Here is a 22,037-nt window from a genome sequence, read left to right as displayed (position 1 = left end):
CGGGTCGGGTCGGGCCGGGTCTGGTGCCGGGTCGGCCAGGGGGCTGGCCTCCTACGGGCCCAGCTTCTGGGCGCGGGCGACTTCGGCGACGTGGCGGCCCTGGGATTCGGCCATGCCGAGTTCGGCCTCGGTGGGCTGGCGGCTGCCGTCGCCGTCGGCCAGGGTGGTGGCGCCGTAGGGCGTCCCGCCGCTGATCTGGCCCATTTCCAGCAGGCGCTTTTCGGTGTACGGCAGGCCGACGATGGTCATGCCGAAGTGCATCAGGTTCACGATGGTGGAGACCAGGGTGGTCTCCTGGCCGCCGTGCTGGCTGGCGGTGGAGCCGAACACGCTGCCGATCTTGCCCACCAGGCGGTCGTTGAACCACAGCGAGCCGGTCTGATCCAGGAAGTTCGCCATCTGTGCGGCCATGCGCCCGTAGCGGGTGGGTGTGCCGATGATGATGGCGTCGTAGTCGGCCAGCTCCTCGGGGCGGGCGATCCCGGCCGGCTGGTCGAGCCGGGCGCCGGCATTACGGGCGACATCCTCGGGCATCAGCTCGGGCACGCGCTTGATCGTGACCTCGGTGTCGGCGACGCCGCGGGCGCCACGCGCCTCGGCTTCGGCCATCTGCTCGATGTGGCCCCAGGTGGAGTAGTACAGCACGAGTACTCGGGTGGTCATGGCGGATCCTTTCTTGCGGGATATTTCCCCAAGGTTAGATCCTGACCAGCCGAATGAAAATCGCCATTTTGGCGATTGATTGTTCGATTTTTACGAATCGTTTTCGCCGGAGGCCGGGGCCAGCGGCTCGCCGGTGCCGGCGAGGGCCTCGACGGTTTCGATGGTTGCGGGACGGCCGTACAGAAAGCCCTGGAAGTGCCAGCAGCCCAGGTGCATCAGGAACGCGCGCTGGTCTTCGGTCTCCACGCCTTCGGCGATCACGTCCAGACGGAGGGTGTGGGCGAGGTTGACCACCATCTCGGCGATGGCGGCGTCATTGGGATCGTCGAGGACGTCGCGCACGAAGGACTGGTCGATCTTGAGCTGGGACAGCGGCAGTTGCTTGAGATAGGCCAGCGACGAATAGCCGGTGCCGAAGTCGTCCAGGGCGAAGCCGATGCCCAGCTCGCGCAGCCGCTGCATGTTGTCGATCGCGTGGTCGATGTCTTCCAGCAGCATGCTCTCGGTGATCTCGAGCTTCAGCCGGTGGCCCGGCGCGCCGGTGGCCTCCAGCAGGCCGGCGAGTTCGGCGACGAACGTACCGTGGCGGAACTGGCGCGCGCTCACGTTCACCGACAGGGTCAGGTCGCGCAGGGCGGGGTCGTGTTTCCACTGCGCCAGCCGCCGGCAGGCCTCCTCCAGGACGCGCTGGCCGATGGGCACGATCAGCCCGGTCTGCTCCGCGACCGGGATGAACTCGCCGGGCGAGACCCAGCCGCGTTCCGGGTGCGCCCAGCGCAGCAGGAGTTCGGCCCCCACCGGGCGGTCGTCGCTGTTGACCTGCAGCTGGCAGTGGACCTCGAACTCGTCTCTGCGCAGGGCTTCCCGCAGCTCGGTCTCGAGCTGGAAGCGGGCTTCCACCGCGCGGTGCAGCTCGGGGTCGTAGAAGCGCACGGTGTTGCGCCCGGCGTTCTTGGCCCGGTACATCGCCAGGTCCGCCTGCTTGAGCACTTCCTGCACGCCGAGGTGGTCGCCGCTGAACAGGGTCGCGCCGATGCTGGGGCTCACGTGGCGATCCTGGCCGCCGATCGGGAACGGCTCGCGCATCAGCTCGATCAGCTTGCGCCCCACCGCCTCGGCCTGGGTGGCGGCGCGATCCTGGTCGGCGTTGAGGTCGTTGAGCACGAGGACGAATTCGTCGCCGCCCAGGCGTGCCAGCGTGTCGGCCTCGCGGGTGGTGGTGCTCAGGCGGGCGGCGACCTGCTGCAGCAGTTCGTCGCCCACCGCGTGACCGAGGGTGTCGTTGATGTCCTTGAAGTTGTCGAGGTCGAGGAACAGCGCCGCACCGTGCAGGCCGGTCCGGTGCGCATGCGCCAGTGACTGACACAGACGGTCGTGCAGCAGCGTGCGGTTCGGCAGGTGCGTGAGGTTGTCGAAGAAGGCGAGGCGCCGCACTTCTTCTTCCGCCCGCTTGCGGTCGCTGATGTCCATGATGGTGCCGAACAGCGCGATCACGCGGCCACGTTCGTCGCGCCGGGTGCTGGCGAACACGCTGACCCAGCGAGCGTCGCCTTCGCGGGTGCGCAGGCGAATCTCTTCGGCAAAGTCGCGGTCCTGCTCGCTCTGCATCAGGGTGCGGCAGACCTGGTCGGCCTCGGCACGGTCCTCGGTGGCGACGAATTCGCACAGGCTGCGGCCGAGGCTCTCGTCCACGCTGAAGCCGGTCAGCTTCTCCCAGGCGGGGTTGAGCAGGGTCCAGCGGCCCTCGGCGTCGGTGCGGAAGATCACCTCCGAGATGTTGTTGACGACCTCCTCGTAGCGCGACTCGGTCTCGTGCAGGGCGTCGGCGGCCTGGCGATGGGCGGTGATGTTGAGGGTCAGGCCGCGCAGTACCGGCTCGCCGCGGTCGTCGGCCGCCCAGGACAGGATGTCGCGCAGCCACATCCAGTGGCCGTTGCGGTGGCGGAAGCGGTAGTCCACCGGCCGCGGCCGTTCCGCGGGGTCGCGCGTGGCCTCCCGGACGCGGGGCAGGTCCTCCGGATGGATGCGGCGGACCCGCAGCCCCGGCCGGGCCAGGCGCTCGACCGGGTAGCCCAGCAGTTCGCGGGTGTCGCCGGCGACGAACTCCCAGTATCCGGTATCCGGGTGCGATTCCCACAGGATGGCGTCGGCGCCGCCCAGCATGGACTCCAGGCGCGCCACCGAACGGTTGAGCCGGAGGTTCTGCTGCTGGATCTCGCTCTGGGTGTTTTCCAGGTGGGCGGCGACGTTGTTGAACGTGCGGGCGAGATCGCCGAATTCGTCGTTGGAGGTGACCTTCAGGCGATATTCGAGATTGCCGCGCTGCAGGGCCTGGCCGCCCAGGTTGAGCAGCCGCAGCCGGCGGGTCACGATCAGCGCGAAGAGGGTCCCCGCGGCCATGGACAGGGCCAGCACGCCCAGGGCCAGGGCGATGTTGCGGTGCAGCAGGTCGGTGGCGAGGGCGTCGATATCGTCGGTGGAGTACTCGACGTGGATCGTCCCGAGGTGCTGCCCGGCCAGATCCACCGGGATGCCCATTTCCAGGGTGCCGGGTTGCTGGCGCAGGCCGTCGTGTTCGGGAAGGCTGGCGGGCACCGAACCCACCTCGGCCATGCGTCGGCCGTCCGCGTCTTCGACCACCGCGTAGCGCAGGGTCGTGTCCTGCTCCAGGTCGTCCAGCAGCTCCTGCAGCATGCCGGGGTCGGCGTAGGCCAGACCGGGCCCGACGGCCGAACTCAGCAGACGGCCCTGCTGGTCGGCGAAGCGTTCCAGCACCTCGGCCTGGTTGTCGCGGATAAGCGAGGTTCCGCTGGCCATCAGCACGATGACCATCACGGCCTGGATGGCGACCGTGCCGATGGCGATCTGCGCGGCGAAATTCAGGCGCATGGCATCATGCCCGATCACGCGTGCAGAGCAGGCCGCCCGCCAAGAGGTCTCAGCTCCGGTTGACCGAGTAGCGCCCGGGGCCGGTCAGCGCCAGGGCGACCGCCGCGAACAGGAACATGCCCTGCAGTTCCAGGGCCCAGCCGCCGTGGGTGGTCAGGTCGGTCAGTTCGTGGGCATGGGCCAGGGCGATGGCGACCACCATGTTGATCGCGATCAGCACCGCGCCGATGCGCGAATACAGCCCGAGGATCACCAGCACCGGGGCCAGGACTTCGCCGATGTAGACGCCCCAGGCCACGAACGCGGGCAGGCCGGCGTCCACGACCATGGATTCGATGCCGCCGATCCCGCCGAGGATCTTGTCGATCCCGTGCAGCAGGATGAGGATCCCCAGCGCGAGGCGCAGGACCAGTTTTCCGGTGTCGTCGAGCATGCTGTCCATGGTGTCCCCCGTTGTGGTTCGAGTGGTGGCGGATTCAGTGGTCCGTAACCGCCGGGTCGTCGCTGTCGGGAAGGACAAAGCCCGGATCCGGCAGCGGCATCATGTCCGGGATGGCGTCCGTGTCGAAGGCTTCAAAGCCCCGATGGCCGATGCGCCCCAGGCGCTCGCGCCCCTCCGGCGTGTCGCTCAGCGCGGTTAGCTGTCCGGCCAGGTCAACGGTGGCCGGCAGGCGGTCCTCGCGCGCCAGGATGACCGCACCCGGGAAACGCGGCGTGCGCATCAGCATGCGCACCAGCTGCCCGTCCCGCAGGGAGATCAGGCGTTCCCGGTCCGGGTCACGCGTTTCAGGACGTGTGGAACCCGCCTCGTCATCCACCACCATGATCGCAGCATCCGCAAGCCCGCGCTGCAGCGCATCCAGGGCGGTCTCGTGATGGGAATAATAGAGGTACTCCGGCGGATTGTCCGCCAGTGGCAGATCCAGCAGATAACGCACGGCCACGGTGCCCATGCTCAGGCGCGGCGGGGCGGCGATGGTGTGCCCGGCCAGGTCCTGCACGGAGTTGATCGGGGAATCGACCGGCGTCACGATCCGCGCGGAGAGGCGGTGGGTGGCCGCGACCAGCGGGCGGTAGTCGCCGTGCGTGCGGGCGCGCCGGGCCAGGTGGGACCCGGTGAGCACCAGATCGTAACGGCCCGCATCGGTTCGCCCGAGGAAGGTTTCGAAATTGCGTGCGGTCTCGATGCGCACTTCGCGTTCGAGGGTCTGCGACAGCCAGTCCCGCAACGGTGCATAGCGCTGAAACAGGGTCCCGGGGCTGGCGAACGGCAGGATGCCGAGGGTCACGGGGTCGGCATCCGGCGCGGGTTCTTCCGCGGTCTGCGCGGTGGCGGGGAGTGCGGCGGCCATGCTCCCGAGCAGCAGGACCAGGGTCAGGATCAGGGGCAGGTTGGTGCGGCCTGGCATCGGGCCCTCCCGGGGCAAATCTGTCCTCAGGGTAGCGTTTCTGGCGGCGCTTTGCCGTCCGCCGGCGATCGGCGTCCCACGGCCTGACGGATTGTTGACGGTGCGGGCTCGGGATGGAGCCGCGGGCGCCTCCGACGGTGTCGGAAGGTCGACGTTTGTCGGGACGACGTCCGTGCGCGCGGGGCCTGCGACGGGTGGCCCTGATATTGCTTGTGGATCCGGGGAGTCGGCATGGCCATGGCGCCGCGGGCGTTTCCCGGGCGCCGACACCCGGACAGGAGCAAGCATGACACAGTGGTTGAACGAACTGGCGAGCGCCCTGCTGGGGACGCTGGAGGCGCTGACGCCGATGACCGTGATCGGCGCGTTTTCCCTCGGCCTGCTGGTCCTCGCCGGCCTGGCGCTGGCGGGCATGGCGCTGGGCCGGATGACGCGGCTGCAGGCGGCGGCCCCGGCACTGCTGACCACGCTGGGGATCCTCGGGACCTTCCTCGGGGTGGCGATCGGGTTGCTGGACTTCGATGCGGCGCGGGTCGAGGCCTCGGTGCCGGCGCTGCTGGAAGGGCTGAAGCTGGCGTTCGTTACCAGCATCGTTGGCATTGCGCTGGCGGCCCTGTTGCGCCTGCTACAGGTGCTGCGGCCCGAGCCCGCCGCCGCGGATGATCCGGACGCGGCCGGGGGCACGGGGGCCGCGGGCGGCAACGGGTTGCCGCAGGACCCGGCCCTGGTGCCGGATCTGCTGCGCGAACAGCGCGATGCGATGCAGGCGGTGGCGCAGCGGCTGGAGGCCATGGACCGCGGCCTGGAGGAGCGTCAGCAGCGCCAGCATCGCGAGACCCTGGAGGCACTGGACGGGCTTGCGGAGCGCATGAGCGAGATGAGCAGCGGCCATCTGGTGGCGGCGCTGGAGCAGGTAATCCGTGACTTCAACACGCGCCTGGGCGAACAGTTCGGCGAGAACTTCCGCCGCCTGGATGCCTCGGTGGGTCGCCTGCTGGAATGGCAGGGGCAGTACCGCGACCAGATGGAGGAACTGCGGCGGGCGTTCGATCAGGCGCGCGAGGGCATGGAGCACTCCGGCGCCAGTCTGGAGAAGCTGACCGATCAGGCCTTCCGCATCACGCGGCACGTGGAGGATCAGGATGCGACGCTGTCCAGCCTGCGCCGCGAGACGGTGGAGCTGGAGGCCCTGCTGGGATCCATCGCGGCGCTGCGGGATCGTGCGACCGAGGCCTTCCCGGCGATGGACGCGCGTCTGGAGGGCATGCTGGAGAGCCTGGAGAACGCGATTGAGGCGGGACAGGCCGCGCAGGCCCGCTGGTCCGCCACCGAAGGGCGCAGCATGGCGGCCGCCGGGGGGCGCTCGTGATCCTGCGGCGGCTGTTCGCCCGGCGGGCGCGGGCTGCGGGGGAAACGCCTTCCGAGCAGGGTTCGCAATGGCTGGCGGTGGCCGATCTGATGGCCGCGCTGATGATGATCTTCCTGTTCATTGCGGTGCTGCACATGGTGCAGGTGGAGCGTTCGCAGGCGGCCCACGAAGAAACCCGCAGCGAGGCGCTGGCCCTGCGCGATGCGATCCACGCCGCGTTGCTGGACGAATTCGAGGAGGACCTGGAGCGCTGGAACGCGGAGCTGGACCGCGAGGATCTGACGCTCAGCTTCCGCGAGCCGGAGGTGCTGTTCGAGCAGAGTTCGGCGGCGATCCGGCCGCGCTTCGAGGCCATCCTGGAGGATTTCATGCCGCGCTACGCCGAGCGCCTGCGGCCGTTCGCCGGGGTCATCCGCGAGGTGCGCATCGAGGGCCATACGTCCAGCGAATGGGCCGGGGCGGAAGACGCGCGCGAGGCCTATTTCGCCAACATGGACCTGAGTCAGCGGCGTACGCGTTCGGTGCTGGAATACGCCTGGGGTCTGGAGCGCGTGCGCGGCGAGGACTGGTTCCGCGAGCGCGTCGCGGCGGTCGGCATGTCGTCCTCGCGCCGGGTGCTGGATGAGCGCGGACGCGAGGACCGCGAGGCCTCGCGGCGGGTGGAGTTCAGCGTGCTGACGGATTTCGAGTCGCGCCTGCTGGGCGAGGCGGGCGAGCCGGGCGCCACGGAGGCGGGGGTCATGCCGGTCCCGCGTCCGCTGCATTCGGGCCCGCATTCGGACCCGGGGGCTCCGACTCCCGGATAGCTTCCAGCAGGGCCGTGCGCAGGCGCTCGCGTTCGGCCGCAGTGAGCGGCCGGCGGTCGCTGCCGGTGAGGGTGAAGCTGTCCTCGACCTGTTCCCCGGCGGTGGCGATGCGCGCGGTGCGGATGTCGGTGTCGTGTTCGGCCAGCACATGGCCGACGGTGGACAGCAGGCCCGGGCGGTCCAGCGCGCGGATGCGCATGCGCGTGGCACCGCCCGGCGAACCTTCCTCGAATTCCACCCGGGTGTCGACGTCGAAATGCTTCAGCCGCCGCGGCAGCTGGCGCTGCACCGGGGCTGCGCCGCCCGCGCCTTCGCGCAGCGCCCGGTTGAGGGTCGCGCAGATCTCCTGGGTGCGGTAGCCGGATTCGACGGTCTGTCCGGCGTTCTCCAGCACCAGAAAGGTGTCCAGGCTGTGACCGTCGGCGGTACTGATGATGCGGGCGTCGACGATGTCCAGCCCGAGCTGGGCGAGGGCGGCGGTAGTCCGCGCGAACAGGCGCGGGTGGTCCTCGGCATAGACGAAGACCTCGGTGCTGCCGCGCGAGGTGCGCGGGCGCACCAGCACCAGGGGCAGGTCCTCGAGGTCGTTGTTCAGCAGGGCCTGGGTGTGCCAGGCGATCTCGTCGGGCGAATGGCGCAGGAAGTATTCGTCGTCCAGGCGGCCCCACAGCACCGCGGCATCTTCCCCGCCAATGCCCTGCGGCGCCAGCAGTTCCAGGGTCTCGCGGCGGGTCTGGCGGATCTGTTCCTCCATGTCCGGCGGCCGGTCCAGCCCGCGGTCGAGGACGTTGCGGGTGGCGTGGTACAGGGTCTGCAGCAGGGAATCCTTCCAGCTGTTCCACATCTCCGGGTTGGTCCCGCGGATGTCGGCGATGGTCAGCAGATAGAGGAAATCGAGGCGCTCCGGCGAGCGCACCTCGCGGGCGAATTCCATCACCACGTCGGGGTCGGAGATGTCGCGGCGCTGGGCGGTCAGGGACATCAGCAGGTGCGAGCGCACCAGCCAGGCGACCAGCGCGGCGTCCTCGTCCGACAGCCCGTGCTGCTGGCAGAAGTGCAGCGCGTCCTGTGCGCCCAGCTCCGAGTGATCGCCGCCGCGGCCCTTGGCGATGTCGTGGAACAGCGCGGCTAGCACCAGGCGTTCGGGGCGTTCCAGGCCGGAGTGGATCTCGCTGGCCAGCGGGTGTTCGTGGGCGAATTCGGGCAGCGCCAGGCGGCGTGCGTTGCGCACCACGTTCAGGGTGTGTTCGTCGACCGTGTAGACGTGGAACAGGTCGTACTGCATGCGCCCGATGATGCGGCCGAAGGCGGGCAGGTAGTTGCCCAGCACGCCGTAGCGGTTCATCCGCCGCAGCTGGCTGGTGATGCCGCGCGGGGCGCGCAGGATCGCCATGAACAGCTCGCGGTTGAGGCGGTTGCGGCGGAAGTGGCCGTCAATCAGGTGCCGGTGGGCGCGGATCAGGCGCACCGTGGAGGCGCGGATGCCCTGGATCTCCGGGTGCTGCTGGAGGATACGGAAGACTTCCAGCAGGGCCGGCGGGTAGATCATGAAGACCTGGTCGTGGGCGACCTCCAGATAGCCGCCGCGGACCTGAAAGCGGGGATGGATGCGTTCGGGCTGCTGGAGCTGTTCCGGGTCATCCAGGATCGCCTCGTTGAAATGCTGCAGCAGCAGTTCGTTCAGGCGCTCCAGGTCGTTGATCGTGCGGAAGTAGCGCTGCATGAACTGCTCGACCGCCCGGTTGTGGTTCTGGTCGACGAAGCCGAAGGTGCTGGCGAGCTGACGCTGCAGGTCGAACAGCAGGCGGTCCTCGCGCCGGCCGGTGAGCATGTGCAGGGCAAAGCGCACCCGCCAGAGGAAGTTCTGTCCCTCCACCATTTCCTGGAACTCGCCCTCGCGCAGAAAGCCGAGCGAGACCAGCTCCTCGATCCGTTCCGCGCCGAAGTGGCGCTTGGTCACCCAGCCGATCATCTGGATGTCGCGCAGTCCGCCGGGGCCTTCCTTGACGTTGGGTTCCAGACGATAGGCGGTTTCGCCGAAGCGACGATGGCGGGCCTGCTGCTCCGCCAGCTTGGCGGCATAGAAGCTGCGTGAATCCCATACGCGATCGGCCTCGATCGTGGCGCGAAAGTCGTTGAAAAGGGCCAGGCTGCCGCTCACATAGCGCGACTCGATCAGGTTGGTAACCACCGTGATGTCGTCGCGGGCCTCGCGGGTGCAGTCCTCGATGCTGCGTACGCTGTGGCCGACCTCGATGCCGATGTCCCAGAGGAAGGTGACGAACTCGCCGATGCGTTCGGAGCGCGTGGCGTCACGTTCGCCCGTCACCAGGATCTGGATGTCGATGTCGGAGGCCGGGTGCAGTTCGCCCCGGCCGTAGCCGCCGACCGCCACCAGACACAGGTTCGGGTCGGCGGCGAGGCCGAACTGGGCCCAGATCAGGCGCAGGAGGTCGTCGATCCGGCGGGCGTGGCCGAAGATCAGATCCTCGATCGCCACCCCGTCATGGAAGCCCCGGTACTGCTGTTCCACGATCCCCCGGCGATATTCGCGGAACCGCGCGATGTCACCGGGGTGGCGGCTGAGCTCCTGGTAGTCCGCGCTGCTGTCAGTCAGGGCAGGTTCCGTGTTGGCCATGCGCGCCTCCGGGGCGGTGTCGGGACGGATGTCAGGCCGCCGCTTCCTGCGGCGGGGTCTCATCCTTGCGCAGGGTCAGGATCTCGTAGCCGTCGTCGGTCACCAGCAGGGTGTGCTCCCACTGGGCCGAGGGGCTGCGGTCCTTGGTGACCGCGGTCCAGCCGTCGGCCAGCACTTTGGTGTGGCGCTTGCCCGCGTTGACCATGGGTTCGATGGTGAAGCACATGCCGGCTTCCAGCACCATGCCGGTACCGGGCTTGCCGTAGTGCAGCACCTGCGGGTCCTCGTGGAAGCCGCGTCCGATGCCGTGGCCGCAGAACTCGCGCACCACCGAGCAGCGCTGCTTTTCGGCGTAGGTCTGGATGGCGTGGCCGATGTCGCCCAGGGTCGCGCCGGGGCGCACCTGCTGGATGCCCAGGTACATCCCGGTGCGGGCGACGTCGATCACCCGCTGCGCCTGGATGCTCGGCTTGCCGACCGTGAACATGCGGCTGGTGTCGCCGTGGAACCCGTCCTTGATCACCGTGACGTCGATGTTGACGATGTCGCCGTTCTTGAGTGTGCGATCCCCGGGGATCCCGTGGCACACCACGTGGTTGACCGAGGTGCACACCGATTTGGGGAACCCGCGATAGTTCAGCGGTGCGGGCGTGGCCTGCTGCTCGTTGACGATGTAGTCATGGCAGATCCGGTCGAGCTCGCCGGTGGTGACACCGGGGACGACATGGGGCTCGATCATCTCCAGCACTTCGGCGGCCAGACGGCCCGCCACGCGCATGTACTCGATTTCTTCCGGGGTCTTGATGGTGACGGACATGGGGTCTCCGGACGCGGCATGACGGGCCGCGCGTGCTTGGTTCGAATAAGCGTTCTATGCTATAAAGCGCGCGCTTCGCTGGCAATTGAGCGGAGACTTGCAACCTTAATCCACACACGTATCGACACGGTCTGTCGGGTGCTGGTTCGCGCGAGCGGGCCGGTTTCAGGCCGGGATGCGTGGAGGCCCAACCCGTACAACAGGAGAACACTCATGTCCCTCGTGACCATGCGTCAGATGCTGGAGGCCGGCGTCCATTTCGGCCACCAGACCCGTTACTGGCATCCCAAGATGGCGCCGTACATCTTCGGCGAGCGTAACAAGATCCATATCATCAACCTGGAAAAGACCCTGCCGATGTTCAACGACGCGTTGAACTTCCTCGGCAAGGTCGCGGCCGACGGTGGCCAGATCATGTTCGTCGGTACCAAGCGCTCCGCCCGCGATGTGGTCGCCGAAGAAGCCCGCCGCGCCGGCATGCCGCACGTGACCCACCGCTGGCTGGGCGGCATGCTGACCAATTTCAGCACCGTGAAGCAGTCGATCAAGCGTCTCAAGGATCTCGAGACCATGGACACCGACGGCTCCTTCGACGTGCTGAACAAGCGCGAGGCGCTGTCCCGCCGTCGCGAGAAGGACAAGCTCGATCGCAGCCTGGGCGGGATCAAGGACATGAACCGCATGCCGGATGCCATGTTCGTGATCGACGTCGGTTACGAGCGCATCGCGGTCAACGAGGCGAAGAAGCGCGGTATCCCGGTGGTCGCCGTGGTCGACTCCAACAACCCGCCGGACGGCGTGGACTACGTGATCCCGGGCAACGATGACGCGATGCGCGCGATCCAGCTGTACGTTGCCGCGATCGCCGACACCATCGTCGAGGCCAAGGGCACGATGACTACCGCCGCCGGCGAAGAGGCGTTCGGCCAGGCCGAAACGGCCGAAGGTGCCGAGGCTTCGGCCGCCGACCAGGCTTGATGAAACCGGCCGGCCGCGATCCGCGCGGCCGGCCCCGCAAGAATTCTTCAGGAGTTGATTCCGATGGCAATCAGTGCTGCCCAGGTTAAGGAACTGCGCGAACGTACCGGCGCAGGCATGATGGAATGCAAGAAGGCCCTCACCGAGACCGACGGTGATCTCGAGGCCGCCGTGGAGGCCATGCGCAAGTCCGGCATGGCGAAGGCCGACAAGAAGGCCGACCGCGTGGCCGCCGAGGGTCGCGTGGAGATCGTCAGCGAGGGCAACCGCGCGGTGATCGTGGAAGTGAACTGCGAGACCGACTTCGTCGGCAACGACGACAACTTCCGTGCGTTCGCCACGCGCTGCGCGCAGACCGCGCTGAACACCGAGGCCACCGACGTGGATGGCCTGATGAACGAAGAAGTCGAGGGCGAGAAGCTGGAAGAGCATCGCACCCAGCTGGTGGCCAAGGTCGGCGAGAACGTGCAGGTCCGCCGTTTCGAGCGCCTCAACGCCGAGGGTTCGCTGGGCGCCTACCAGCACGGCGCACGCATCGGCGTGCTGGTCGCGCTGGACAAGGCCGACGACGAGCTGGCCAAGCACATCGCCATGCACATCGCCGCCCAGCAGCCGGTGTGCGTGGACGAGGACGAAGTCCCGACCGAGATGCTCGACAAGGAACGCGCAATGTTCAAGGCCCAGGCCGAGGAATCCGGCAAGCCGGAGAACATCGTCGAGAAGATGATCGAAGGCCGCATCCGCAAGTATCTGGGCGAGATCACCCTGGTGGGTCAGGCGTTCGTGATGAACCCGGACCAGACCGTGGGCGACCTGCTCAAGGAGAAGGGCGCGAAGGTCACCGGCTTCGTGCGTTACGAAGTGGGCGAGGGTATCGAGAAGAAGAGCGAGAACTTCGCCGAGGAAGTGATGGCGCAGGCCCGCGGGGCCTGAGCCGGCCGGGCCGGATCCTGCGGGGTCCGGCCTGCCCGTAACAAGCAGCATTTCAGGATTAATACCACTCCGATCCCGTCAGCCAGCCCGAGAAAAGGAACCCGATGAGCCAGGACACGCAGCCCGCCTACCGACGCATCCTGCTGAAGCTGAGCGGGGAGGCCCTGCTGGGGGAACATCATTACGGTGTCGATCCGGCGGTGCTGTCGCAGGTGGCCGAAGAGGTCTGCGAACTCTCGCGGCGCGGGGTCGAGGTGGGTATCGTCATCGGGGGCGGCAATATCTTTCGTGGCGCCGGGCTGGCCGAAGGCGGCGTGGACCGCGTGACCGGCGACCACATGGGCATGCTGGCCACGGTGATCAATGCCCTGGCGCTGCAGGACGCGATCGAGCGGGCCGGGCGCTTCTGCCGGGTGATGTCGGCCATCCGCATCAACCAGGTCTGCGAGGATTACATCCGCCGGCGCGCGGTGCGGCACCTTGAAAAGGGCCGGGTGGTGGTGTTTGCCGCCGGCACCGGTAACCCGTTCTTCACCACCGATTCCGCCGCCAGTCTGCGGGCGATCGAGATCAACGCCAATCTGATGATCAAGGCCACCAAGGTGGACGGGGTGTACGACGCGGATCCGTTCACACAGACGGACGCACGGCGTTTCGACAAGCTCACCTACGACGACGCGCTGGAGCGGCGTCTGGGCGTGATGGACACCACCGCACTGGTGATGTGCCGCGACAACGAGCTGCCGATACGAGTCATGAACATGTTTGCGAAGGGGGACCTGCAGCGCCTGGTGATGGGCGAAGCGGTGGGAACCCTGGTTGAGGGGTCCAGGCAATGACAGATGCGACGATCAAGGATGCGCGCGAGCGCATGGACAAGACGCTGGAATCGCTGCGCACGGAACTGGGCAAGATTCGCACCGGGCGCGCTCACCCCAGCCTGCTGGATCACGTGCACGTGGAGTACTACGGTACCGAAGTGCCGATCAACCAGGTGGCCAATGTGAACGCGGAGGATGCCCGCACGCTGGCGGTGCAGCCGTACGAAAAGGACATGATCGGCAAGATCGAAAAGGCGATCATGACCTCCGATCTGGGGCTCAACCCGTCGTCCCAGGGCATGGTCATCCGCGTGCCGCTGCCGGCGCTGACCGAGGAACGGCGGCGCGAACTGGTCAAGGTAGTCAAGTCGGAGGCCGAAGGGGCGCGCGTGGCCGTGCGCAACATCCGGCGTGACGCCAACAATACCTTCAAGCAGCAGGTGAAGGACAAGGCGATCTCCGAGGACGACGAAAAGCGCGCTCAGGACGAGATCCAGAAGCTGACGGATGATCACATCGCGCGCATCGACAAGATGCTCGCCGACAAGGAAAACGAGCTGATGGAGGTCTGACGGCCTCCGATCATGCCGGATCCGCACCCGAACATGAGTGCCGAAGCCGTGCTGCCCGCCCATGTGGCAGTGATCATGGACGGCAACGGCCGCTGGGCCGAGGCGCGTGGCCAGCCCCGGGCCGCCGGGCACCGTGAAGGCCTCGGTGCGACCCGGGAGGCGGTCCGCTATTTCGGCGAGCGCGGGGTCACCGCGCTGACCCTGTTTGCCTTCAGCAGCGAGAACTGGCGCCGTCCGCGGGAAGAGGTGGAGGCGCTGTTCGAGCTTTTTGTCTCCGCCATCGAGGGCGAACTCCCGGAACTGCTGGAGCGCGGCGTGAAACTGCGCTTCATCGGCGAGCGCGCGCGTTTCCCCGAGGAGCTGCAGCAACGCATGCAGGAAGCCGAGCGCCGGACCGCTGATAACCGGGGGCTGGAACTGGTGATCGCGCTGGGTTACGGCGGGCGCTGGGACATGCAGCAGGCGGCGCTGCGCTGGGCGCGCGAGCAGGGAGACGGTGCGCGCAGCGACGACGAGATCGGTCTGGAACGCTATCTCAGTACCGCAGGCCTGCCCGACGTGGATCTGCTGATCCGCACCGGCGGCGAGCAGCGGATCAGCAATTTTCTGCTGTGGCAGGCGGCCTACGCGGAACTGCTGTTCATCGATACCCTGTGGCCGGACATGACCCGCGAGAATTTCGCCGCCGCGCTGGAATGGTATGCCGGCCGGCAGCGCCGTTTCGGGGGCGTTCCGGGGACGCAGGGCGAGGCGGTGGATGCTTAAGCAGCGCGTGATCACGGCCAGTGCGCTGGGACTTCCGGCGCTGGCGCTGATTGCCTGGGGCCCGGCGTGGGCGGTGCTGATCCTGGTCGCCGCGACCCTGGGCCTGGCGGCCTGGGAGTGGGGCGTTCTGGCGCGGCTTCGGGGTGCCGCAATGCTGGTGCCCTGGACCGTGCTGGCGGTGGCCGGGATTGCGCTGCCGACCCTGGCGGGCAGTGAGCACCTGGAGCTGACGGGGGTGATCCTGGGCGTGGCCCTTTGGGCGGCGGCGGCCTTTGCGCTGCCGTTCTATCATGCGGATACGGCGTCGGAGGCGGTCTGGCGCCCCTTGCTGCGAGCCAGCGGGTGGTTGATGGTCGTCGCCGCGGGTGTGTCCATCCTGGCGCTGCATCGTCTCGAACCGTTGCTGGTGGTCTATCTGATCGTACTGATCGGGCTGGCGGATACCGGGGCGTATTTTGCGGGTCGGCGCTTCGGCCGCACCGCGCTGGCGCCCGAGATCAGTCCCGGGAAGACCCGCGAGGGCCTGATGGGGGGCATGGGCCTGGTGTTCGTGTTCGCGGTGATCGTGGCCGGGGCCGCCGATCTGGATCCGATGGATGCCCTCCCGTTCGTGCTGCTGTCCATCGTGACCGGGCTGATCTCGGTGGTGGGCGATCTGTTCGAAAGCATTCTCAAGCGCCGTGCCGGGGCCAAGGACAGCGGTTCCTTGCTGCCGGGGCACGGCGGTATTCTGGATCGTGTGGACAGCCATCTTGCGGCGGCACCAGTGCTGGCGGGCGGGCTGTACTGGCTGCAGCTGTGGCCGGTACCCGCAGCCTGATGGTTTCCGGGGCATCACGCCCCGACCTCCGGGAGCATTCCATGAACAAGCAACAGATCACCATCCTCGGCTCCACCGGCTCCATCGGACTCAGCACCCTGGACGTGGTGGCGCGCCAGCCGGAACGCTTTTCGCTGTACGCGCTGACCGCGCACCGCAATGTCGAGCGGATGGAGGCGCAATGCCTGGAGTTTCGCCCGCGGGTGGCGGTGATGGTGGAGCCGGAGGCGGCGGAGAGCCTGCGCGACCGACTGACCGCCGCCGGCTGCGAGACCGAGGTGCGCGGCGGTGCGGAGGCGCTGGTCGAGGTCTGTCGCGCACCCGAGGTGGATGCGGTGATGGCGGCGATTGTCGGCGCCGCGGGCCTGCTGCCGACCCTGGCGGCGGCGGAGCACGGCAAGCGGGTGCTGCTGGCCAACAAGGAAGCGCTGGTGATGTCGGGGGCGTTGCTGATGGATGCCGTCGGGCGCTCGGGCGCGCGGCTGTTGCCGATCGATTCCGAACACAATGCGATCTTCCAGTGCCTGCCCAACGGCTACACCTGCGCCGATCCGGTGAGCCCGCACGGGGCCAGCCGGATCTGGCTGACGGCCTCCGGCGGGCCGTTTCGCGAGCGCTCGCTGGAGACCTTCGGCGAGATCACCCCGGACGAGGCCTGCGCCCATCCCAACTGGGACATGGGCCGCAAGATCTCGGTCGACTCGGCGACGATGATGAACAAGGGGCTGGAGCTGATCGAGGCCTGCTGGCTGTTCGCGGTGCCGCCGACGAGCATCCAGGTGGTGCTGCATCCACAGAGCATCGTGCACTCCATGGTGGCGTATGAAGACGGTTCGGTGCTGGCGCAGATGGGCAACCCCGACATGCGCACGCCGATCGCCCATGCGCTGGCCTGGCCGGAACGCATGGCCTCCGGTGTACAGGCACTGGACCTGCTCAGCATGGGGGCGCTGGAATTCTCCGAGCCCTGCGAGACCCGTTATCCGGCCCTGCGCCTGGCGCAGCGCGCGCTGGAGAAGGGCGGCACGGCCACCGCGGTGCTGAACGCCGCCAACGAGGTCGCGGTGGAGGCCTTCCTCGCGGGCGAGCTGGCCTTTGATGCGATCCCGGCCCTGATCGAGGCGACCCTGGAGGGGGTGGAGCCGGAACCCGCGGGCACGCTGGAAGTCGTACTGGGTGCCGACGCGCGGGCGAGAGCGCACGCGCGGGACTGGCTGGACATGCGGAGGCGTGAAGCGGTGTGACGGGATTTCTGACCAGTCTGCTGGCCTTTGTCGTGGCGATCGGGGTGCTCGTCACGGTGCACGAGTACGGCCATTTTCTGGCGGCCCGCCTGATGGGCGTGAAGGTCCTGCGTTTTTCCGTGGGCTTCGGCCGGCCGTTGTGGTCGCGGCGTTTCGGGCGTGATCGGACCGAATTCGCGATCGCCTCCATCCCTCTGGGCGGCTATGTGAAGATGCTCGACGGTCGCGAGGGCGAGGTGCCGGCGGACGAGGAACACCGCGCGTTCGATCGCCAGGGACTGGGGGCGCGGACGTTCGTGGTGTCCGCCGGCCCCGCGGCGAACTTCCTGCTGGCGATCGCGGTGTTCGCGGTGATGTTCATGATCGGCGTGGGCGGCGTGCGCCCGGTGGTGGGCGAGATCACCCCGGGATCGCCGGCCGCGGAAGCGGGCCTGGAGCGGGGCGAGGAGATCGTGCGCATCGCCGGGCGCGAGGTCGGGGACTGGGAACAGGCCAACCTGCGGCTGCTTGACCACGCGGTGCGGGGTGATACGGTGCCGCTGATCGTCCGCGATGCCGACGGTCGCGAGATCGAACGCAGCCTGGATCTGTCGGCCCGCGCCGAACTGCTGGGCGAGGGACAGTTCCTCGACCGCCTGGGCGTGGCGCCGTACCGGCCGCAGCTGGAGCCCGTGATCGGCCAGGTCGAATCCGGTTCGCCGGCCGATCGCGCCGGGCTGCAGCCCGGGGACCGGGTGGTCGCGATGAACGGCGACGGCGTCGCGGACTGGAATGCCTGGGTCGAGCGTATCCGGGCCAGCGCCGGGAGCGAGCTGTCCGTCACGCTGGAACGCGACGGGGTGCGGCAACAGGTGACGCTGACCCCCGAGCCGGTAGAGGCCGAACCGGGTACCATCGGGCGGATCGGGGCCGGCGTGGATCCGGATCAGCCGGCGATGCGCGAGCTGAGCGTGATCGTGCGCCAGGGGCCGGTGGAGGCTGTCGGTTCCGGCGCGGTGCGGACCTGGGAGGTCACGACCCTGACCCTCGGGATCCTCTGGCGCATGGTGACCGGCGAGGCCTCGGTCAAAAATATCAGCGGACCGGTTACCATAGCCGAGTTTGCCGGCACGTCCGCGGTCATCGGGATCTCCGCCTTCCTCGGTTTTCTCGGGATCGTCAGCGTGTCGCTGGGGATTATCAATCTGCTGCCCATCCCGATGCTCGACGGCGGGCACCTGCTGTACTACGCGGCGGAAGCCGTGAAGGGGAGCCCGGTGTCGGAAAAGACCCAGATCGTGGGCCAGCAGATCGGGTTGCTGATGATCGCGGCATTGATGATCCTCGCCTTCTACAACGACTTGACACGGTTGTTCGGCTGACCGGAAACGGGACCGGACGCCCTCCACTTGGCGGACAGCATGGCGCGACAAAGCTTGAAAGGATGGGCCCTGCTCGGCCTGGTGACCCTCGCGGGGCCGGCCTGGGGGCAGGCCTATCAGATCGAGGACATCGAGATTGAAGGGCTGGAACGCATTACCGCGGGGACGGCTCTGAGCTATCTCCCGGTGGAGGTGGGTGACACCTTCGATGACAGCCAGACGCCGGAGGTGATCCGCGAGCTCTTCCGCACCGGCTTTTTCGACGACGTGGAGCTGGCGCGGCGCGGTGACGTCCTGGTGGTGATCGTTTCCGAACGGCCGGCGATCAACGAGATCCGCTTCTCCGGGAACAACGACATCCCCGACGAGGCGCTGGAGGAGGCACTGGAATCGGTGGGCCTGCGCAGCGGGCGGGTGTTCAACCGGACGCTGCTGGAGCGCATCGAGAACGAGATCCGCGAACAGCATTTCGCCCGCGGACGCTACAACGTGCGCATCGACGTCGACATCGTCGACCTCGCGCGCAACCGGGTGGATGTCGACATCGACATCACCGAAGGGCCGCAGGCGAAGATCCGGGGCGTGAACCTGGTCGGCAACCAGGCGTTCGACGACGGCGATCTCAAGGGTGATTTCGAATCGGGGATCCCGCGCTGGTGGCAGTTTTTCTCCAGCCGCGACGACTATTCCCGCGAGAAGCTCTCCGGCGACCTGGAGACCCTGCGCTCGCGCTACCTGGATTCCGGCTTTCTCGAGTTCGACGTGGATTCCACCCAGGTCACGCTGTCGCCCAATCGCGAAGACCTGTACATCACCATCAATGTCGACGAGGGCGAACCCTATACCCTGACCGGCACTTCGCTGGCCGGTGATTTCGTCATCCCGGAGGAGGAACTCGAGGGTCTGATCGAGGTGGATCTGGGCGCGCCGTTCTCGCGCAGCCAGGTCACCGAGTCGGCGGAGCGCATGGCGGAACGCCTGGAGCGCGAGGGTTATGCCTTTGCCAACGTCAATCCGGTGCCGGATGTCGACGAGGACAGCCGTGAAGTCACGGTGACGTTCTTCGTGGACCCCGGTCCCCGGGTGTACGTGCGGCGGATCAACATCTCCGGCAACGAGAACACCCAGGAGAGCGTCTACCGCCGCGAGCTGCGGCAGATGGAGTCGTCCTGGTACAACGGGGCGCTGATCGAGCGCTCGCGGATCCGCCTGCAGCGGCTGCCGTTCGTTGCCAGCGCGAACGTGGAAACGCGGCGGGTGCCGGGCTCGGACGACGAGGTCGATCTCGACATCAGCGTGACCGAACGCCAGTCCGGCGCGCTGTCCATCGGCGCCGGGTATTCGCAGAACCAGGGGTTGCTGCTGTCCGGCTCGATCTCGCAGGACAACTTCCTCGGCACCGGCAACCGGTTTTCCACGGAGATCAGCACCTCCGACGTGAACCGGGTTTTCCGCATGAACCTGACGAACCCGCATTACACGCCGGCCGGGGCCAGCCGCGGTTTCTCGGTGTTCTACCGTGAGGTGGACGCCGAGGCGGCCAACATCTCGCGTTATTCCACCGACCGCTACGGTTTCAACGTGACCTACGGCATCCCGCTGTCGGAGGTCGACCGGCTGCGGATCCGGCCGGGGTTCGAGCATATTGCGGTCAATACCGTGGATCACACCGACGGGCAGACCGGGACCCCGGTGGAGATCCGCGACGAGCTGGACGAGTTCGGTGACAGCGCCAATCTGTTCAAGCTGGAGACCAGCTACACTCACGACACCCGCGACTCCACCACCTTCGCCACCCAGGGTCGGCGGCACCGCGTGAGCGCGGAACTGGCGATCCCGGGCAGTGACCGCGAATTCTACAAGCTGACCTACTCGGGCGAGGAACTGTTCCGGCTGAGCGAGCGCTTCACCTTTTCGTTCTCTGGCGGCGTTGGCTATGGTGACGGCTTTGGCGACGACGAACTGCCGTTCTTCGAGCGGTTCTTCGCCGGCGGCATCCAGTCGGTGCGCGGTTACGAGGACAACCGGCTGGGCGACCTGCGTCCGCTGCGCAACGGACAGCCGGCCACGCGCGACAGCAACGATGATCCCTATGGCGGGCGCCTGCGCACCACGGTGTCCGGCGAGCTGTTCTTCCCGGCCCCGTTCGCCGCGGATAATGATGCGATCCGCATGAGTACCTTCGTGGACGCCGGCAACGTGTTCAACGAGCCGGGCGATTTCGACGTGGGAGAGCTGCGCGCGGCGGCGGGACTGGCGCTGACCTGGTTCTCGCCGGTGGGGCCGCTGAGCTTCAGCGTGGCCGAGCCGCTGAACGACGAGCCGGGTGACGATACCCAGAGCTTCCAGTTCCAGCTGGGCGCGGGCTTCTGAACGAGCACAACCGCAGTGACAAGCACGGGGGCGGCAATGCCCCGGGAGGCGGCATGAAGGCCTGGATAACGGCCGGGATCGGTTTCGCACTGGTGGTGGCGGGCTGGACGGCAGTGCCCGCGATGGCCGGCGCGCAGACCGTGGGTTACGTGACCATGAACCGGATCCTGGAGGATTCACCGCAGGCCGAACAGGCGATGCGCGAGCTGGAGGAGGAGTTTTCCCCGCGCGATTCCGAACTGGTGGCCGAACGCGAGGAACTGCAGCGGCTGCGCGATCGCCTGGAGCGCGAGGGCGACATGATGGATCCGTCCGAACGGGCCGCGCTGGAGCGCGAGTTTTCGGCGCGTTCGCGCGAGTTCCGGCGCGCCCAGGAGAGCTTTTCCGAAGACCTCAACGTGCGCCGCAACGAGGAACTGTCGCGCCTGCAGCGGCGCATCAATGACGCGATCGCCGAGCTGGCGCGCGAGCGCGACATCGACGTGATCCTGACCGAGCGCAACGTGCTCTACGCCTCGGATCGCGTGGACATCACCGACGACGTGCTGGCCGCGATGCAGCGTGAGTGATCCGGACGGCATCGAGACCGCGGCCCTGGCGCGTCGGGTCGGGGGCGAGCTGGAGGGCGACGGTGCGCGGCGTATCCGCGGACTGGCCTCCCCGGCGCGTGCGGCACCGGATCAGCTGGCATTCGTGGTGCGCGCCGATGCATTGCCGGACGGGCTGGCGGACTCGCGCGCCGGGGCCCTGCTGATTCCCGCCGATCTGCCTGCCGCGGTTCTGCCGGCGGGGGCGGCGCGCATCCGCGTAGCGGCGGTTTATCCGGCCTATGCGCGTGTGAGCCAGATGCTGGCCGCATCGCGCCGCGCGCGTGAGCCGGGCATTGCGCCTTCGGCGGTTGTCGATCCGTCGGCACGGGTCGATCCCGCCGCGACGGTCGCTGCCGGCGCGGTGATTGGCGCGGGTGCCCGCCTGGAATCCGGCGCCGTGGTCGAGGCGCAGGCGCATGTCGGCCGCGACGCGGTGATCGGCGCGTGCAGCTTCCTGCATCCCGGCGTGCGCGTACTCGACGGCGTGGTGCTGGGCGAGCGCTGTCTGGTGCACGCCGGCACGGTTATCGGGGCCGACGGTTTCGGCTTCGCGCCGGAAGACGGTACCTGGCTCAAGATCGAGCAGCTGGGCGGGGTCCGCGTGGGTGATGATGTGGAGATCGGGGCCAACTGCACCATCGACCGCGGGGCCGTGGAAGACACCCGGATTGGCGAAGGCGTGAAGATCGACAACCTTGTTCATGTTGCCCATAACGTCGAGATTGGAGACCATACGGCCATCGCCGGCTGTGTCGGAATCGCCGGCAGCGCCCGTATCGGTCGTCACTGCGCCATTGGTGGAGGGGCGGGGATCCTCGGCCATCTGAGCATTGCCGATAACGTGACGATCCACGCGATGACACTGGTTACGCGCAGCATCGATCATGCCGGGCACTACGCCTCGGGTGTTCCGCACCAGGAGGCCCGCCTGTGGAACCGGACCCTGGCCCGTCTGCGGCGCATGGGTCGGCGCGCGCGCGACACATAAC

General features: G+C 67.9%; 19 protein-coding genes. 13 read left to right on the top strand and 6 right to left on the bottom strand.

The window, feature by feature from the left end; all coding sequences use genetic code 11:
- Positions 1-51: 51 nt before the first annotated feature.
- From wrbA to F787_RS0111620, 4 genes are all read right to left on the bottom strand, one after another.
- A complete protein-coding gene (gene wrbA, locus F787_RS0111635; protein ID WP_028492291.1) occupies positions 52-663 on the bottom strand; it encodes an NAD(P)H:quinone oxidoreductase in 612 nt (203 codons plus the stop codon).
- Between the two features lie 90 nt (positions 664-753).
- A complete protein-coding gene (locus F787_RS0111630; RefSeq protein WP_028492290.1) occupies positions 754-3,552 on the bottom strand; it encodes an EAL domain-containing protein in 2,799 nt (932 codons plus the stop codon).
- 49 nt (positions 3,553-3,601) lie between these two features.
- Positions 3,602-3,994: a DoxX family protein gene (locus F787_RS0111625; RefSeq protein ID WP_028492289.1), complete on the bottom strand. Its 393-nt coding sequence runs from the start codon at positions 3,992-3,994 to the stop codon at positions 3,602-3,604.
- 34 nt (positions 3,995-4,028) lie between these two features.
- Positions 4,029-4,961: a phosphate/phosphite/phosphonate ABC transporter substrate-binding protein gene (locus F787_RS0111620; protein WP_028492288.1), complete on the bottom strand. Its 933-nt coding sequence runs from the start codon at positions 4,959-4,961 to the stop codon at positions 4,029-4,031.
- 286 nt (positions 4,962-5,247) lie between these two features.
- Between F787_RS0111620 and F787_RS0111615 the strand changes: the two genes are divergently transcribed.
- Both F787_RS0111615 and F787_RS0111610 read left to right on the top strand, forming a co-directional pair.
- Positions 5,248-6,330 (top strand): hypothetical protein, encoded by a 1,083-nt coding sequence (locus tag F787_RS0111615; RefSeq protein ID WP_028492287.1) that lies wholly within the window; start codon positions 5,248-5,250, stop codon positions 6,328-6,330.
- Entirely contained in the window at positions 6,327-7,136 is an 810-nt protein-coding gene (locus F787_RS0111610) for an OmpA family protein (RefSeq protein ID WP_028492286.1), read from the top strand. The genes F787_RS0111615 and F787_RS0111610 overlap by 4 nt, the downstream gene beginning before the upstream one ends.
- Here the strand turns inward: F787_RS0111610 and glnD are convergent.
- Together glnD and map are read right to left on the bottom strand one after the other, a co-directional pair.
- Positions 7,069-9,774, bottom strand: coding sequence for a [protein-PII] uridylyltransferase (glnD, locus tag F787_RS0111605; RefSeq protein ID WP_028492285.1), 2,706 nt, complete (start codon positions 9,772-9,774; stop codon positions 7,069-7,071). The two genes, F787_RS0111610 and glnD, sit on opposite strands and share 68 nt — an antisense overlap.
- A gap of 31 nt (positions 9,775-9,805) precedes the next feature.
- Positions 9,806-10,591: a type I methionyl aminopeptidase gene (map, locus tag F787_RS0111600; RefSeq protein ID WP_028492284.1), complete on the bottom strand. Its 786-nt coding sequence runs from the start codon at positions 10,589-10,591 to the stop codon at positions 9,806-9,808.
- Between the two features lie 213 nt (positions 10,592-10,804).
- Here map and rpsB point away from each other — a divergent pair, with 213 nt between their 5' ends.
- From rpsB to lpxD, 11 genes are all read left to right on the top strand, one after another.
- The gene (rpsB, locus tag F787_RS0111595) at positions 10,805-11,569 is read left to right on the top strand and encodes a 30S ribosomal protein S2 (RefSeq protein WP_019022798.1); all 765 of its coding nucleotides are present in this window, start codon (positions 10,805-10,807) and stop codon (positions 11,567-11,569) included.
- Between the two features lie 63 nt (positions 11,570-11,632).
- On the top strand, positions 11,633-12,502 hold the full coding sequence (tsf, locus tag F787_RS0111590) for a translation elongation factor Ts (protein ID WP_019590323.1): 870 nt from the start codon (positions 11,633-11,635) through the stop codon (positions 12,500-12,502).
- A gap of 104 nt (positions 12,503-12,606) precedes the next feature.
- Positions 12,607-13,341 carry a UMP kinase gene (pyrH, locus tag F787_RS0111585; RefSeq protein ID WP_028492283.1) on the top strand — a complete coding sequence of 245 codons (735 nt, stop codon included), beginning with the start codon at positions 12,607-12,609 and terminating at the stop codon, positions 13,339-13,341.
- Positions 13,338-13,895, top strand: coding sequence for a ribosome recycling factor (gene frr, locus F787_RS0111580; RefSeq protein ID WP_018870730.1), 558 nt, complete (start codon positions 13,338-13,340; stop codon positions 13,893-13,895). Before pyrH ends, frr begins: the two co-directional genes overlap by 4 nt.
- A 12-nt stretch (positions 13,896-13,907) precedes the next feature.
- Entirely contained in the window at positions 13,908-14,660 is a 753-nt protein-coding gene (uppS, locus tag F787_RS0111575) for a polyprenyl diphosphate synthase (RefSeq protein ID WP_042805921.1), read from the top strand.
- Positions 14,653-15,480 carry a phosphatidate cytidylyltransferase gene (locus F787_RS0111570; RefSeq protein WP_028492281.1) on the top strand — a complete coding sequence of 276 codons (828 nt, stop codon included), beginning with the start codon at positions 14,653-14,655 and terminating at the stop codon, positions 15,478-15,480. The genes uppS and F787_RS0111570 overlap by 8 nt, the downstream gene beginning before the upstream one ends.
- A gap of 41 nt (positions 15,481-15,521) precedes the next feature.
- On the top strand, positions 15,522-16,724 hold the full coding sequence (gene ispC / locus F787_RS0111565) for a 1-deoxy-D-xylulose-5-phosphate reductoisomerase (RefSeq protein WP_028492280.1): 1,203 nt from the start codon (positions 15,522-15,524) through the stop codon (positions 16,722-16,724).
- Positions 16,721-18,085: an RIP metalloprotease RseP gene (gene rseP, locus F787_RS0111560; RefSeq protein ID WP_028492279.1), complete on the top strand. Its 1,365-nt coding sequence runs from the start codon at positions 16,721-16,723 to the stop codon at positions 18,083-18,085. Before ispC ends, rseP begins: the two co-directional genes overlap by 4 nt.
- Before the next feature lie 39 nt (positions 18,086-18,124).
- On the top strand, positions 18,125-20,458 hold the full coding sequence (bamA, locus tag F787_RS0111555; RefSeq protein WP_028492278.1) for an outer membrane protein assembly factor BamA: 2,334 nt from the start codon (positions 18,125-18,127) through the stop codon (positions 20,456-20,458).
- A 53-nt stretch (positions 20,459-20,511) separates the two neighbouring features.
- Positions 20,512-21,027, top strand: coding sequence for an OmpH family outer membrane protein (locus F787_RS0111550; RefSeq protein WP_019022791.1), 516 nt, complete (start codon positions 20,512-20,514; stop codon positions 21,025-21,027).
- Complete coding sequence (gene lpxD, locus F787_RS0111545; RefSeq protein WP_028492276.1) at positions 21,020-22,036, top strand: UDP-3-O-(3-hydroxymyristoyl)glucosamine N-acyltransferase; 1,017 nt, start codon at positions 21,020-21,022, stop codon at positions 22,034-22,036. Before F787_RS0111550 ends, lpxD begins: the two co-directional genes overlap by 8 nt.
- Position 22,037: the final 1 nt, after the last annotated feature.

The sequence above is a fragment of the Thioalkalivibrio sp. ALE19 genome, assembly GCF_000428605.1.
Classification (GTDB): domain Bacteria; phylum Pseudomonadota; class Gammaproteobacteria; order Ectothiorhodospirales; family Ectothiorhodospiraceae; genus Thioalkalivibrio.
This window is presented reverse-complemented; position numbering and strand designations above follow the sequence as displayed.

Coding starts and splice junctions, on each gene's coding strand:
- F787_RS0111630 (WP_028492290.1), bottom strand. CDS start 3,552: ATGCGCCTGAATTTCGCCGCGCAGATCGCCATCGGCACGGTCGCCATC.
- F787_RS0111570 (WP_028492281.1), top strand. CDS start 14,653: ATGCTTAAGCAGCGCGTGATCACGGCCAGTGCGCTGGGACTTCCGGCG.
- bamA (WP_028492278.1), top strand. CDS start 18,125: ATGGCGCGACAAAGCTTGAAAGGATGGGCCCTGCTCGGCCTGGTGACC.
- frr (WP_018870730.1), top strand. CDS start 13,338: ATGACAGATGCGACGATCAAGGATGCGCGCGAGCGCATGGACAAGACG.
- wrbA (WP_028492291.1), bottom strand. CDS start 663: ATGACCACCCGAGTACTCGTGCTGTACTACTCCACCTGGGGCCACATC.
- tsf (WP_019590323.1), top strand. CDS start 11,633: ATGGCAATCAGTGCTGCCCAGGTTAAGGAACTGCGCGAACGTACCGGC.
- F787_RS0111620 (WP_028492288.1), bottom strand. CDS start 4,961: ATGCCAGGCCGCACCAACCTGCCCCTGATCCTGACCCTGGTCCTGCTG.
- uppS (WP_042805921.1), top strand. CDS start 13,908: ATGCCGGATCCGCACCCGAACATGAGTGCCGAAGCCGTGCTGCCCGCC.
- pyrH (WP_028492283.1), top strand. CDS start 12,607: ATGAGCCAGGACACGCAGCCCGCCTACCGACGCATCCTGCTGAAGCTG.
- map (WP_028492284.1), bottom strand. CDS start 10,591: ATGTCCGTCACCATCAAGACCCCGGAAGAAATCGAGTACATGCGCGTG.
- rpsB (WP_019022798.1), top strand. CDS start 10,805: ATGTCCCTCGTGACCATGCGTCAGATGCTGGAGGCCGGCGTCCATTTC.
- F787_RS0111615 (WP_028492287.1), top strand. CDS start 5,248: ATGACACAGTGGTTGAACGAACTGGCGAGCGCCCTGCTGGGGACGCTG.
- ispC (WP_028492280.1), top strand. CDS start 15,522: ATGAACAAGCAACAGATCACCATCCTCGGCTCCACCGGCTCCATCGGA.
- F787_RS0111625 (WP_028492289.1), bottom strand. CDS start 3,994: ATGGACAGCATGCTCGACGACACCGGAAAACTGGTCCTGCGCCTCGCG.
- F787_RS0111550 (WP_019022791.1), top strand. CDS start 20,512: ATGAAGGCCTGGATAACGGCCGGGATCGGTTTCGCACTGGTGGTGGCG.
- glnD (WP_028492285.1), bottom strand. CDS start 9,774: ATGGCCAACACGGAACCTGCCCTGACTGACAGCAGCGCGGACTACCAG.